Source organism: Bacteriovorax sp. BSW11_IV (genome assembly GCF_000447755.1).
Taxonomy (GTDB): domain Bacteria; phylum Bdellovibrionota; class Bacteriovoracia; order Bacteriovoracales; family Bacteriovoracaceae; genus BSW11-IV.
In genome coordinates this window covers 22,274-35,181 of the sequence record NZ_AUNE01000011.1, presented here as the reverse complement: position 1 = coordinate 35,181, position 12,908 = coordinate 22,274, and the positions used below count along the sequence as shown (strand labels likewise).

At 37.5% G+C, this 12,908-nt stretch carries 16 protein-coding genes; 8 read left to right on the top strand and 8 right to left on the bottom strand.

Annotation, left to right across the window (positions count from 1 at the left end; all coding sequences use genetic code 11):
* Window positions 1-34: 34 nt before the first annotated feature.
* Together M899_RS04390 and M899_RS04385 are read left to right on the top strand one after the other, a co-directional pair.
* Entirely contained in the window at window positions 35-880 is an 846-nt protein-coding gene (locus tag M899_RS04390; protein ID WP_021270244.1) for a hypothetical protein, read from the top strand.
* A gap of 32 nt (window positions 881-912) precedes the next feature.
* Window positions 913-2,757, top strand: coding sequence for a hypothetical protein (locus tag M899_RS04385; protein ID WP_021270248.1), 1,845 nt, complete (start codon window positions 913-915; stop codon window positions 2,755-2,757).
* Here M899_RS04385 and lgt read toward each other — a convergent pair.
* Entirely contained in the window at window positions 2,735-3,523 is a 789-nt protein-coding gene (gene lgt, locus M899_RS04380; RefSeq protein ID WP_021270182.1) for a prolipoprotein diacylglyceryl transferase, read from the bottom strand. The two genes, M899_RS04385 and lgt, sit on opposite strands and share 23 nt — an antisense overlap.
* A 90-nt stretch (window positions 3,524-3,613) precedes the next feature.
* Between lgt and M899_RS18190 the strand changes: the two genes are divergently transcribed.
* Window positions 3,614-4,093 carry a PEGA domain-containing protein gene (locus M899_RS18190; protein ID WP_081653722.1) on the top strand — a complete coding sequence of 160 codons (480 nt, stop codon included), beginning with the start codon at window positions 3,614-3,616 and terminating at the stop codon, window positions 4,091-4,093.
* On the opposite strand, the gene M899_RS17490 is transcribed toward M899_RS18190, so the two are convergent.
* Entirely contained in the window at window positions 4,027-4,506 is a 480-nt protein-coding gene (locus M899_RS17490; protein WP_021270306.1) for a DUF2489 domain-containing protein, read from the bottom strand. The two genes, M899_RS18190 and M899_RS17490, sit on opposite strands and share 67 nt — an antisense overlap.
* A gap of 122 nt (window positions 4,507-4,628) precedes the next feature.
* Here M899_RS17490 and M899_RS04370 point away from each other — a divergent pair, with 122 nt between their 5' ends.
* The gene (locus tag M899_RS04370; protein ID WP_021270184.1) at window positions 4,629-5,453 is read left to right on the top strand and encodes an RluA family pseudouridine synthase; all 825 of its coding nucleotides are present in this window, start codon (window positions 4,629-4,631) and stop codon (window positions 5,451-5,453) included.
* Window positions 5,454-5,459: 6 nt separating this feature from the next.
* Here the strand turns inward: M899_RS04370 and M899_RS18330 are convergent, their stop codons facing one another.
* Window positions 5,460-5,627 carry a hypothetical protein gene (locus M899_RS18330; RefSeq protein WP_021270263.1) on the bottom strand — a complete coding sequence of 56 codons (168 nt, stop codon included), beginning with the start codon at window positions 5,625-5,627 and terminating at the stop codon, window positions 5,460-5,462.
* A gap of 65 nt (window positions 5,628-5,692) precedes the next feature.
* Entirely contained in the window at window positions 5,693-6,169 is a 477-nt protein-coding gene (locus tag M899_RS04365) for a GNAT family N-acetyltransferase (protein ID WP_021270284.1), read from the bottom strand.
* 162 nt (window positions 6,170-6,331) lie between these two features.
* Between M899_RS04365 and M899_RS04360 the strand changes: the two genes are divergently transcribed.
* Window positions 6,332-6,727, top strand: a complete 396-nt coding sequence (locus tag M899_RS04360; protein ID WP_034727841.1) for a hypothetical protein — start codon at window positions 6,332-6,334, stop codon at window positions 6,725-6,727.
* A gap of 140 nt (window positions 6,728-6,867) precedes the next feature.
* Here the strand turns inward: M899_RS04360 and M899_RS04355 are convergent, their stop codons facing one another.
* The 3 genes from M899_RS04355 to M899_RS17485 all read right to left on the bottom strand — a co-directional run bounded on the left by M899_RS04355 (window position 6,868) and on the right by M899_RS17485 (window position 8,869).
* Window positions 6,868-7,926, bottom strand: coding sequence for an ABC transporter ATP-binding protein (locus M899_RS04355; RefSeq protein ID WP_021270231.1), 1,059 nt, complete (start codon window positions 7,924-7,926; stop codon window positions 6,868-6,870).
* Window positions 7,927-7,980: 54 nt separating this feature from the next.
* The gene (locus tag M899_RS04350; RefSeq protein ID WP_021270310.1) at window positions 7,981-8,223 is read right to left on the bottom strand and encodes a hypothetical protein; all 243 of its coding nucleotides are present in this window, start codon (window positions 8,221-8,223) and stop codon (window positions 7,981-7,983) included.
* A gap of 178 nt (window positions 8,224-8,401) precedes the next feature.
* Entirely contained in the window at window positions 8,402-8,869 is a 468-nt protein-coding gene (locus tag M899_RS17485; RefSeq protein ID WP_021270199.1) for a YbaK/EbsC family protein, read from the bottom strand.
* Window positions 8,870-8,910: 41 nt separating this feature from the next.
* On the opposite strand from M899_RS17485, the gene M899_RS04340 reads away from it, so the two are divergent.
* On the top strand, window positions 8,911-9,816 hold the full coding sequence (locus M899_RS04340; RefSeq protein WP_021270266.1) for a 1,4-dihydroxy-2-naphthoyl-CoA synthase: 906 nt from the start codon (window positions 8,911-8,913) through the stop codon (window positions 9,814-9,816).
* A 30-nt stretch (window positions 9,817-9,846) separates the two neighbouring features.
* On the opposite strand, the gene M899_RS04335 is transcribed toward M899_RS04340, so the two are convergent.
* The gene (locus tag M899_RS04335) at window positions 9,847-11,193 is read right to left on the bottom strand and encodes a hypothetical protein (protein WP_021270258.1); all 1,347 of its coding nucleotides are present in this window, start codon (window positions 11,191-11,193) and stop codon (window positions 9,847-9,849) included.
* A gap of 66 nt (window positions 11,194-11,259) precedes the next feature.
* Between M899_RS04335 and M899_RS04330 the strand changes: the two genes are divergently transcribed.
* Both M899_RS04330 and M899_RS04325 read left to right on the top strand, forming a co-directional pair.
* Window positions 11,260-11,622 (top strand): hypothetical protein, encoded by a 363-nt coding sequence (locus M899_RS04330; RefSeq protein WP_021270183.1) that lies wholly within the window; start codon window positions 11,260-11,262, stop codon window positions 11,620-11,622.
* Window positions 11,623-11,702: 80 nt separating this feature from the next.
* Window positions 11,703-12,833, top strand: a complete 1,131-nt coding sequence (locus M899_RS04325; RefSeq protein ID WP_021270167.1) for a sensor histidine kinase — start codon at window positions 11,703-11,705, stop codon at window positions 12,831-12,833.
* Window positions 12,834-12,908 lie beyond the last annotated feature (75 nt).

Sequence of the window (12,908 nt, the reverse complement as noted above, 5' to 3'; positions counted from 1 at the left end):
AAAACTCAAACAATCAATCGTACAGGGCATCGTCATGGCAAAACTTTTGATTTTCTTAGCTCTTTTTTCTCCACTTGCATCATTTGCATGCCCGTTTTGCATGAATGACGACAAAGAAGACCCGGCCAAGTATATGATCGAAGTTGATAACCCAAATCAATCAAATGTGGGTGAAGCCAACTTTGCTTTAATACCTTCTCAAATTTACAATCTTTACCTGACTGAATTTTCTAAAGCACAAAGATATACTCAACTCAATCTTTACTGGGAAACACCCTACTTCTCTGCTTGGGCCGCGGCACCGATGGGAGAAGATAAGCAACATTTCACTCTGAACTTCTGGGGTGGTATGGCAAGAATTCCTGGAATGACAAAGGAGGGTTGGGCCTTCACTGCTTGTCATGAAGTTGGCCATATCCTTGGTGGTCTTCCTCGCTTATCAATCAAAGATCATGCATGGGCCTCAAGTGAAGGACAGGCCGATTATTTTTCGGCCGCTCAGTGCTTAAAGCGCTATTTTCTTTCTCACGATTTTGTGTCTGAAGAATTCACACCTCTCTCTCCCTTTGTTCTTGAACTATGTGCCAAGGCCCATGGAGAAAATTTGAGAATGAGAAATGTCTGTGAACAAATTGCACGTGCGGCCTCAAGCTTTGCCCGCGTTCTAAGCTTTTTGTCTCCAGAGGCCAATATGATTTCTATTGATACTCCAAGCCACAGTATCGTCGAATTTACCATTATCAACAGCTATCCCGATCCTCAATGCCGTATCGATACCATCCTCTCAGCGGGCCTTTGCGACAAAGACCCTTTTAGTGAAGACTGGATTTGTACAGAAAATCAGGGATTTAGACCATCATGTTGGTTTAGTAATCTCTAAAGCAACACTTAAGGACATCCGACAAGTTTCCTATGAAAATAGTTAAATCACTAACACTTACATCTTTATTTTTATTATCGGCCTGTTCATCAACTGGTATCCATAAAACCAGCGATAGAACTCCTTCATCAGTTAAAAGTGAAAAACCATATATTGGTGGTTGCTTTGATACAGTTGGACGCTTCTTAGAAGATGACTACGCTAATAAATTGGCCAAGGCCCTTGAAGAAAAAAAGCTTGTTCAAAGAAAAACAAAGCGTCTAACGATTAAGGCACCTGGTAAGCATATGTTTGCCCGTATGCTTGATTATGGTTCACATATTTTCAAAAAAATTATCAATGATAATCGCTATCATGCCTTCTATATGTACGATGATGAAGAAACCCTTCCCAATATTTTGATTTATATCAAAGGTCTTGTTGGTGATGAGAAGGCCATGGGTGGTTTTGAAGATTCGTCGAAAATCGTTACAACTTGGTTAAAAGAATTTAAAAATTACGAAGCTGATTTAGATGAGATGCTTAAAATGCGCGTCTCATTGGCCTACAACTTAAATATTTTAAAGACCTATAAAAAATCGAATCCTGATTTTGATCGTATTCAATTCTCTCTTTGGAAAAACGGAAAGTGGGAAGAGACTATTATCACAATCAGACAAGATGATCATAACCTAGAGGCCTTGATTGGAGATTTACAATCAAAACTTAATACATTTGATGGTGGATGGAGATCATCTCCAAACAAAGATTCAGGTGGACTTGCTAGAATTTCAATCGGTCACATTGATGAAGGAATGCTTAGAACAAGGGTTCTTAAACAGGCGTACCTTAGAGACCGTCTGACGATCTTACATAGAGAATTAGAATTTGCTTATAACAACTTAAATAACAGAGATGAATTTGCATCAATCTCTGAAGAAAATAAAAAAGTTATTACAGATCTCTACAAAGAACTTTCATTCACTCTTGCAAAAGAAGAGTATAGACCTTCACATTGGGCCGAAAATAGAATCAGCTACAAGAAGTTTATGTCTGAATTTAAGTATTCTTCAAAAAGCAGTAAGTACTACCAAAAATTTCTTGATAAGAGTGAGAAGATTAAAAACTATCTCTCAACAAAAGATCTTTCACGTGCTCGTTTTACAAGTGAAGGTTATAGAAAATATGCTCGTGCAGGATACTTTACGACAACTGCAGGGCTCTCTGTTGGTGGGGTTGTAACAATTTTCAATCTCGATGATAAATTGGCCGAGATGTGGGAAGAGGCCCTTAAGTGGTGGTATGGCGATAAAATTGAGTGTGTTAAAGCAGATGTAAAAAATGATTCTGCATACTTTGATTGTTTGTGGAAATACTACAAGCAAGAATACCCTGACCTAGTTACGCTTGCGACTAAAAATAGAAATTTCAATCCATTCGATCCTGAAGATCCGATTATGAAGAAAATTCCTGAACCTGTTCGTTCAGCGTATATTGAAGACTATTTAGGCATCAAAAAGTTGAGAGACGCCTATAAGATTATTGCGGCCAGAGAAAAAGAAATTAAAGAGCTTTTCATTCTCTCACAACGAAAAATTGGCGATGCCACTCAAACAGATCTTGATGATCTTCAAGAGTGTGTGATCGTTGCGACAAATAGATTACCATTTTGTATCTTTAACAATGTCCTAAACCCACTTATGAAAGAGGGTCCATACCATACAGAACTTGTGGACAAACAAGATCCTGAGAATTTTGAATTCAACAATTATGAAGGAATTCCTCAACCTATTCGTGAGCAATACCGTCAAAAAGTTGAGCAAATTATGGATGAAAGAGCATTGTTATCTGATCTAAAAGATCTTGATGATAAGTCTATTCGCTTTCTTTTTGACTAAGATAAAAGATACTTGCCCCTGCGAGCATCATGACAATACACAGGAGCTGACCCATGGTTAGCTCCCCTATGATAAATCCCAGCTGCCTATCGGGCTCTCTAAAAAATTCCACTATAAATCGGCTAAGGCCATAGCCAAAAACAAAGACGCCGGTAAGTCTTGCTTTTTTATTGGCAAATTTAAATACAAGCGCAATCGCAATCCACAAAAAGATACCTTCTAAGATCGCTTCATAGAGCTGTGAAGGATGACGAGGTTGATTGTCATAGAGGCGTGGAAAAATCACGGCCCATGAAACATCGGTCACTCTTCCTGCGAGCTCACCATTAATAAAATTCGCCACTCTCCCACAAGCAAGCACAGGTGGAATAAATAGTGAGAGAGCATCTGATATGCTAAAAAATGAAATTTTCTTTTTGTATGAAAAGTAGAGAGTCCATAAACCTGTGGCGATTAAAGCGCCGTGAAAACTCATCCCCCCTTCCCATAAATAAAAAACTCGGACAGGGTCTTTTAAATAGTATGAGAAGTTGTAAATAAAAACGTAACCAAGTCGGCCTCCGACAATGAGAAGCAAGAAGCCAATCAATAAAAAATTATAAAGGTCTATGGCACTTTTGAAGGGAAGTTTTCCTCTTTTAAACAAAAACTCCATACCAAAAAGTAGCCAGAAGTAGCCCCCAAAATAGACAAGCCAGTACCAGGGAAAGACGAGATTTCCTATTCTAAAGGCCATGGGATCGAGTGCGTGGACGTAATAATTCATTGATTTCCCTTAATTTTTGGGAACTTAGCAATTGTTAAGATTTTATTATACCTATTTACAGAAGATAAGCAAAAATCATACAATTTCACAATGGTATTAAAAAAGATCATAAAAACAAAAGTTAAGAAGACCATCACTCTGGCGAGCTTTTGTTCCCTATTCACTGGCTGCGCCACTATGATTGGGGGAAGTAAGGACAAAATCGAACTTACTTCTTACCCGCTAGACGCACAAGTGTATCTAGGTGATACCTACATCGGTCAAACTCCCCTGCAGTACAACTTTGAAAGAAATAGTAATGAAAGTGTTACTGTAAAAAAAGAAGGCTACAAACCTGTAGATTTCAAGCTGGAAAAAGAATTTAATACGCTTGCCACTTTGAATCTGATAAATGTCTTTTTTTGGAGTGCAGATGCGATGATGGGTAACTTAAGGAAGTACTCACAAGAAAAAATCCACGTTACCCTTACGAAAATAAAACAAAATATCCCACTACTTGGTCATCAGACTCTCAAAGACTCGACAAAGCTCAACAAACGTCGACTTGCTTCTAAAAACGAATCTCTATAGCGCTCTTCAATCATGTATCTTTCTTTGTCCTCATTATAAAGCTCTTGCTTAGATAACTCTTTTCTCGCTTCATGAGTTTTGAAATGCTTAATTTCTTCATACATATCAAAGAAGACTTGGTAGTCTTCATGCTTATGATTGATTCGATCTGTTCTATCTATAAGCATACGAATACGAATACAGCCCTCTGACAGATCACATTGACCTTCTACAATAGCTTTTGAAATTATTCGAAGGCTCTCTTCTACAAACTCTTTTCTCTCTTTTTCTTTTTGTGCTCCTTCTAAATCACTTTTCAGCTGTAGGGCCTTTCTGTGTGAAAGCTCACGCCACAAACGACCTGCAATAAAAGACAGAACAACGATAATCACAGTAAGGGCGATAAGAATTGGCCAAAAGTAAGTTTCCAACATATTTTGTTTCCCGAAAAAGACGTTATACTCTGTAGATATGGCATGAGTTTCTTTTAATGTCCATGCCTTGTCATTGCCACGAATCCCAAGTCGTGTTACTTTGCCCGAAATTAAAGGTGTTTATGAAAAACAAAAAAATCTATAGTTACGATGTAACAGAGAAAACTACGCTAATCGAACTTTTGGCCAAAGATACTGGCCTATCAAAGCAAAGCCTTAAGCGCTACCTCAACAATGGGGCCGTATGGGTGCAGAAAAAAGGTAAGAAGAAAATTGAAAGAACTCGTCGCGCAAGCTTCGAGCTTTTACCTGGCTCTCACGTTAAATTTTACTACGATGCTAAACTTGAGAAATTTGAAGAACTAAATCCAGAACTCATTTATGAAAACCGCCATTGGGGTGTTTGGTATAAGCCAGCAAATCTACTTACTCAAGGTACGAAATATGGTGACGCTTGTTCACTTGAGCGCGCACTAGAAAAACTTGGAAAGAAAGTCTTTCTTGTTCACCGCCTTGATAAAGAAACGGCCGGACTTATTCTTGTCGCCTACTCTTCAAAAACTGCAAGTGACTTCCAACAAATTTGGCATACAGACAAAATTAAAAAAATGTATCTTGCTGAAGTTTTGGGAGAGATTGAAGATACAAAAGAAGTCCAAATCATTAAGAAAAAGCTTGATGACAAAGATAGTGAAACTCATTTCACTGTCGTTGAAAATAGAGACAAAACAACGATCATCGAAGCGGCCCTACAAACTGGACGCTTTCACCAAATTCGTCGTCACTTTGATTTAATCGGTCACCCAGTTATGGGAGATCCTGATTACGGAAATAAGAATAAAAATGAAGAGGGATTAAAATTGATTGCTCACAAGCTGACAATCACAGACCCAATCACAGATAAGGCCTTTGCTTTTGAATTAGACGAAAAAAAACGCTCCCTGTAGGAGCGTTTATTTTTTAGATTCTTCTTTTACTTTTTCTTTTTTATCCTCAACATTCTCAACAACCTTACTAACAGCAACAGTCTTTGTTACTCTAGTACGTACGATGCGAGGAAGATTAATAACGTAACCTTCTTTTGCAACAAAGGCCTTTCCAATTCTAGCAGCTTTTGCCATAACGTCCTCCTTCACGATTCTCACACAAGATAAGTTCGTTTCCTCAAAGGTCAAGTGCTACGCAGTCATAAATTGATATTTTTTCTCATGCGCATCTTGTCACCCATCTTAGCACTAAGGCCTCTAAAACCGTATCGGGTGTAGAAAGAAAAAGCTCGACTGTTTTCTGGTTCCACAAGCAGATGAATTTCTTGGAGATTCCATTTTTTATGGCCAAGCGCAATTACTTGATCAACAAGCCGTGTTGACGCTCCTGTGCCTCTATACTCAGGCAATAGATAGACAAAGCATAGATAACATAAATGCGGTGGGGCCTTGTAGCGCTTAAGAGCACTATGACCGATGACTTCATTTTTGTCGTTGAACATCAATAAACATAGAGATTGAGTTTGAGAATTTTCATTCATCCACTCTTGCCATTGCTCTGAACAAAGAGGCCATTTTCCTGAAGGCCATGCCAAACGGAATTCTTTTTCACTTTGAAAAAGTGAAGAGATGGAAGTGAAATCGAAAGGTGTATTTTCAGAAAATCTGTAGTCCAATTGGTCCACCACAATTATTGATAACTTTTATTGGCAAATAATATCAAGAAATCAAAAATTTAGCGACTGGGCCTTTTAGAAAAAAGGACTAATGCACTAAAATTACAACCATGGCATGTTAGGCCCACAATTCATTAAGAGATAGGCCCTATAATTGCCTCTATGACGAACCACAAACTAAATGTCATCGTCTTTACCAACAATGACAGAGAGGCCACAGACATTGGATTTCTTCTCTCCCAAAACAATTGGGAGGTGGCCCTGGCTTGGAATGAACGTCAATTTCGAGAGTATGAAGAGGGATTTAATACAGACGCAATCGTTGTCATCTTGGAAGATAAGGAATTTTTAGAAGACGATCTTTTAAAAAAGCTCATTCCCAACTACCCTGTCATTCTGATCGATAACCTTCCCGCCTCAAAAGAAAATAAAAATTGGATATTCTCTCTCGTAGATAAAGGTGCCTATAAAGTCGATCATCACAAAATTCAAAGTGAACTCAAAAGAACAATTCTGTCGTCTGTGTTATTTTATCGTAGCGGTGAGATGACTGCATAAAAAAGCCTGGATGGAAAAAATAGGGATTAAAACCATCCAGGCCAAAAAAGGATAAATCTAATGTGCAACCAGATGACCTATCCCAAAATCAGAATATCAAAGGTTAATAAACAAGAATATGATAGGAATCAGGCAATTTGCTAAATTGATAACAAAAATAGCTCTTCAACATGTAAATCGAAGTGAATTTTTTGGCCTTCCTTAAGTTTAGAGTGGGCCGGGACGCGAACAATGAATCGTTTTTGATCTAAACAATCAAGCCAAAGATCAAAATAGGCACCGTAGAATTTTTTACGGCGGATGATACCAGAGAATTTCCCCTCATTTTTAACGTCACACATATGGGGCCTTACGACAAGGTAAGCAAACTTTCCTGTAATATGGGGATAATCTTTTTCATTAAATGAAAATTCACCAAATGCATTTTTAGTACTTAATATGCCTGATGATCTTGTGATGGGACCTGCAATTAGATTTACGGCCCCAGTAAAGCGGGCCACATAACTATTTGCAGGTCTTCTATAAATGTTCTGTGGTGGTGCAATTTGTTTTACTACACCATCGGCAAGAACCATAATGCGATCAGATTCACTAAAGGCATCTTCTAAATCATGGGTCACCATGAGCAGAGTAATTTCTCTTTCTTCACAAATTTCAAAAAGCTCTGCTTTCAATTCTTCTCTTAGGCTTTTATCAAGATTTGAAAATGGTTCATCGAGAACTAAAATTTCTGGGTGATTCACAAGAGCACAGGCCATGTGAGCACGCTGTTTTTGCCCCGTAGAAAGTTCACTTGGTTTTTTAAAGTCTTTGTATTGAAGGCCAAAGACTTCGATCATATCGCGAACTTTTACGTGAATACTATCTTCACTTTCATGGGCCACTTTAGTTTTAATATTATCAAAAATTGTTTTGTCCTCATCAAGAGAGAGTTCTTGAGGAACATAGGCCATTTTCTTAGCAAGGCTTTCGTCATAGAAATTCTCATTTAAAAGCAACTTGCCATCGAGAAAAACTTCACCGCTCTTTGGACTAATAAGTCCTGCAATCATTTTCACTAACGTACTTTTTCCCGTACCGGAAGGACCGATAACAGAGAACCTTTCACCTTTATTTAAGTGAAAGGATACTTCATTGACTGTTGTAAGTGATTTTTCATCAAAAGTTTTTGTTAACTTTTTAACTTCTAAAATAGGCATATTAGCGATTTACCACAAAATATGCCCTCTGACGAGAGAAGTTGGCCGCTTTGATTAAGCGGCATTTAAAAAGGCGATATTATCCTCGATATAGTGTGAATTAATCTCATACTCAACTAGCGAGTTAAAAAACTCACGAGAAAGACCGTGGCCTTTCGCAGACGTCCAAATTTCCGTTACTCCGCTATCAAACTCACCAGCATTAAAAAGGCCATAATGACACGAGCGCGAATAGAGCGAATGGATTTCATCGCGGTAATGGTCAACAATAGCATCTTTTAATAATCTCAACTCCATGGAGCCCCCTTCTTCGTTTTCGGATAAATGCCATTATGAACCTGAATCGGTGGCCAGCTGGGAGGAAATTTTAAAAAATATATGTAATTGAGAATTATTAAGAAGTTAGAATCGAGTCCAATTAAAAATATTGTCAAAAAATCTTTCTGAAATCTGGCAATTTTTATTCTCAATTCTCTTATTTCGAGAAGTTACAAACGATCGGTTTAACAAGTCTTAAATAGTCCACTGTTCTCATAATGATAGACTCCGTAAGTATACCGCTATTAAAGGCGATGAGCTCATTGGCCAATATTGATTCATCTAAATAGAGATCATAGGGATAGATCACACCGCCACCAAATGGAACGAGGGCCCCCTTCTCTACACCACAAAGCTCTCCAAGCTCATCGCTTGTGGCAAAGCGCAGCTTCTGACTTTTAAGAAGTGAGCGGACTTTAGCAGAATCGACTTGCTGCGAAGCGCTGATCACAAAGAGCCTAAAATCATTTTTGTCTTTAAATAAAAGAGTCTTGCCCCCAAATTTTTGATCGAGACCCCGGGCCATGGCCGATTGTTCACAAGTGAGCGCGCGATCATGGGTCATAAGCTCATAACCTATATTGTTGTCCTTTAGAAGTTGGTGAAGCTTTTCATTAATATTCATAGATGATACTTTACCACCCGTTCACCAAATGAGGAGTATCTATGACGACAAAAGTTTCAGAAATCTTTAATCCTGATCTTTGGACAGAAATTCCAGGATTTAATTTTGAAGATATCACATATCACAGGGCCAAAGACCAAGGCACTGTACGTATTGCTTTTAATAGACCTGAATGCAGAAATGCTTTTAGACCAAAAACTGTTGATGAACTCTTTACAGCACTTGAACATGCGCGCATCACTTCAGATGTTGGTGTTGTACTTTTAACAGGAAACGGTCCTTCTCCAAAGGATGCTGGTTGGGCATTTTGCGCAGGTGGAGATCAAAGAATTCGTGGAAAAGATGGATACAAATATGAAGGTGCAGATCAAGGCACTCCTGACCTTGCCAAACTAGGTCGCTTACACATTTTAGAAGTTCAAAGACTGATCCGCTTCATGCCAAAAATTGTGATGGCCGTGGTTCCTGGTTGGGCCGTTGGTGGTGGTCACTCACTTCACGTTGTTTGCGATTTAACTCTTGCTTCTAAAGAACACGCTATTTTCAAACAAACAGATCCAGATGTAGCAAGTTTTGACTCTGGTTATGGTTCTGCTTACCTTGCTCGCATGGTAGGACAAAAACGTGCTCGTGAAATTTTCTTCTTAGGATTTAATTACTCTGCTCAAGAAGCATTTGAAATGGGCATGGTCAACAAAGTTGTTGCTCACGCAGAGCTTGAAGAAGAAGCACTTCGTTGGGCCAAAGAAATGAACAGCAAATCTCCTACTGCTATGAGAATGCTTAAGTTTGGTTTCAATCTATGTGACGATGGTTTAGTTGGACAACAACTTTTTGCAGGAGAGGCCACTCGTCTAGCTTATGGGACAACAGAGGCACAAGAAGGTCGCGATGCGTTCCTAGAAAAACGTGATCAAGACTTCTCTAAATTCCCTTGGCATTACTAAAAGATTCAACAGCATGGTCTTTTGACCATGCTAGTTTTTCATTTTTTTCATAACTCGATCGACTAAATTTCCAATCTTTTGATCAAATTTTTCAGCACAACTTGTCGTCATATTCTCAATTGATAGATCAAAGTATTCGCTCATGAGATTCATATAAGCATCATCAACAAGAAGCGATCCTCTTCTAATTTGTGATGCATAAAAATGATCGTAATGTAAAACGAGTGAGCGGTATTCATTGAATGTTAATAGCGAAAAATTCTCAGACACACGAGGAAGGATAACTTCCTTCCACAATTCGTTATATTGTCTTACATACTTCACTTGCTTAGGTGGATTTAAAAGTTTAAATCGAAACTCTGAAAAATCTTTGGCCATAAAACAGTCATCAATCCATTCTTTAATAGGAAAGGCCTTAAATCTAGCTCTGTTTTCAAAAAAGCTATCACTGAATTTTTCTTTAAAACTTATCAAGTCAGTACTATCAAAATCTTTAAGAGCTTTTACGCTAATGAGTAGTGTCTTCATCTGCTCATCAATAAAGTCACTTTCAAATAGAAGTTGGATATCAGGATATTTTTCAAGGAGATCATTGCTAAAAAATTTTGTCAAATTATGAAGACTCACCTCTTTTGTATTTAAACCAATTCGCTGTTTCACTTTACTAAAAAATCCAGATTTTTTGATACGAACTGAATTCTCGCCAAAAGAGCTTGGAGTATATATCCAATCTTGAACCTTATTCACTGCGAGTAACTTCTTTAATTCTCTTTCTTGTAATCGAATTTCTCGATAACTAAATTCTTTACCAATCATTTTACTCATTTTCTCGCGATGAAAAAAAGTCGAGACGGCCTTGTAATAAAGATAAACAGGAATATCACCCACAATATGAAAAACGACAAAGGCCATCAGTGGTTGATCTGCATAAAGAAGCGCACTTGGAATAGTAAATTGTAAAATATTAGTCGATAAAGCATATCCCACATAGAAGATACCTTTTTGACGAATAAAGCTTCTTACGCTTTTTAGGCGTTCAATAAACCACTGAGATAAAGCACGCCACTTAACATTGGCCAGCGCCTTTTTTGCTTTAAGTCTCTCTTCTTTTAATAAAGCACTCTTCTCAATAATAATTTCGGCCTGTTCTAATAACATGGCCTCTACTTTGAGAACATCATTCTCCACCGTTGAATCAAGCTCTAAATTGATTTCATTAAGAAATTTTTGAGTACTTTGATAAAGACTAGAGTTAATTTCCATTGCAAGGGAGACATCTTCAACTTTTCGTAGATGATCATTCCATTCAGGAGAAGCGAGTCCCGAAAAAGAGAATAAAACAAGAGTAAATAAGGCAACTATTTTCAATACATTCATCGAAGATTATCGTCTTAAAAGAGAAAAATTCTTAGGTTTCCTTTTACTTTTTGCGATAAGAAACTCATGAAATTGCTTTATCTAACTCTTTCAATTCTCTTTCTCACAGCTTGTGCTAACCAATCACAAAGAATGCCAGCTAGTATAGACAGAGGAAGCTGCTTTATAAAGATTCAAAGACACTTCGCACTTGGATCATCCCCTTATTCATCCCCTTATAAAGACCAGCTCGCTCAAATGAAATTTCTTTTTGGCCAAAATGAAATCCAAGAAATCATTGAGAACCCGGCCTATAGTGAATTTTTCTTAAGTTCTACTAATGAGAGTGAAAAAGAATACTATGCCACAATTCTTTTATTGCTTAAAAAAGATGAAAATCTTGATGATGTGACTCTTAAGCAAAAGTTCCAATCACTATTTGAATGCTAAATCCTTACTATCTCTAAATTCTTAATTCGAGAGTCTATTTTTAGGCCATTCATAATTTCTAAAACCTCTAGAATAAGGTTATGGCAAAACTTACGCAAAAATCATTAAAAGAAATTCTCTCAAATATCATCCTTAGCGATGAATTTCTTTTTGCATGCTCTTTTGGTTTTTTCTTATTAATTGGTCTGCCTTTTTTTTCAACAAAACATATCAATATCGAAGCTTGGGCCGTTTCCTATGTATTTATTGTTATGACCGTTCCTGTTTTATTTCTTCGTCTGTTTAGTTACCTAAGAGCACAACGAACGAAACAATATCAACAGGAAAAAGATGAATTGGAAAAATCTCTTATGCGCGCAGAGTTTTTACTTCGCTCTAAAAGTATTGAACTCAGAGAAAAAAATATCCGCCAAGTCGATCTCCTAGAACGACTTAAACATGCTCAATACCAACTCGCTCAAAAAGAGCGTCTCGCAGCACTTGGAATCTTCTCTTCAGGGATTTCAGAAGAGTTGAGCTCACCCTTAAACAGTATTCTTAATGGGGCAACGATTATTGAACAAGTCGTTGCTGAACTAAAACAAAATAAGAACGAAAATGCTTTAAAAGATATCGAAAAATATTGTGACAATATTCGCCGTCAATCTGAAAATGCTAGAAAAATAGTCGATGCACTTGAAAAAAGAAATGAGATGGGACTTAATGGTCATGAGACTCTAGATGCTCACCATCTGGTTGAGGGTGTTTTAAATGAACTTCGCCTCTCGCGCTCTGATGAGCGCTTTTCACATACGACAATAAAAAAGATGATTCCTAAAGATTGTCACTTTATTTCAAATTCAACGGCCATTACAACTATTCTCTATAATCTTTTAGACAATTCACTCGATGCAATTGAACAACGAATGCTAAAAGACGAAAAAGATTATAGAGGTCACATTGAAATAAATTTTAGAAAAAGAGAGCGAGAAATTGTCATCAATATCTACGATAATGGTTCAGGGATTAGTAAAGAAGATAAAAAACAAATTTTCTCTCCACTATTTACCACCAAATGCTATGAACAAAACCAAGGCCTTGGTCTGTGTGTTGCGGGAGTTGCACTTGCCCATGAAAAAGGTACGATTTCTGTAGACTCCGAAAAAGATTCTTTTACCCATGTTATCGTTAAAATTCCTAGCACTGAAGAAATGAAAGCTGACGTCGCTTAACTTAAAGAGTACACCACTTCTTTACGGAAACATAATTTCACTTTAAACTATTTTTTAAACATCATCGAGGAGCGA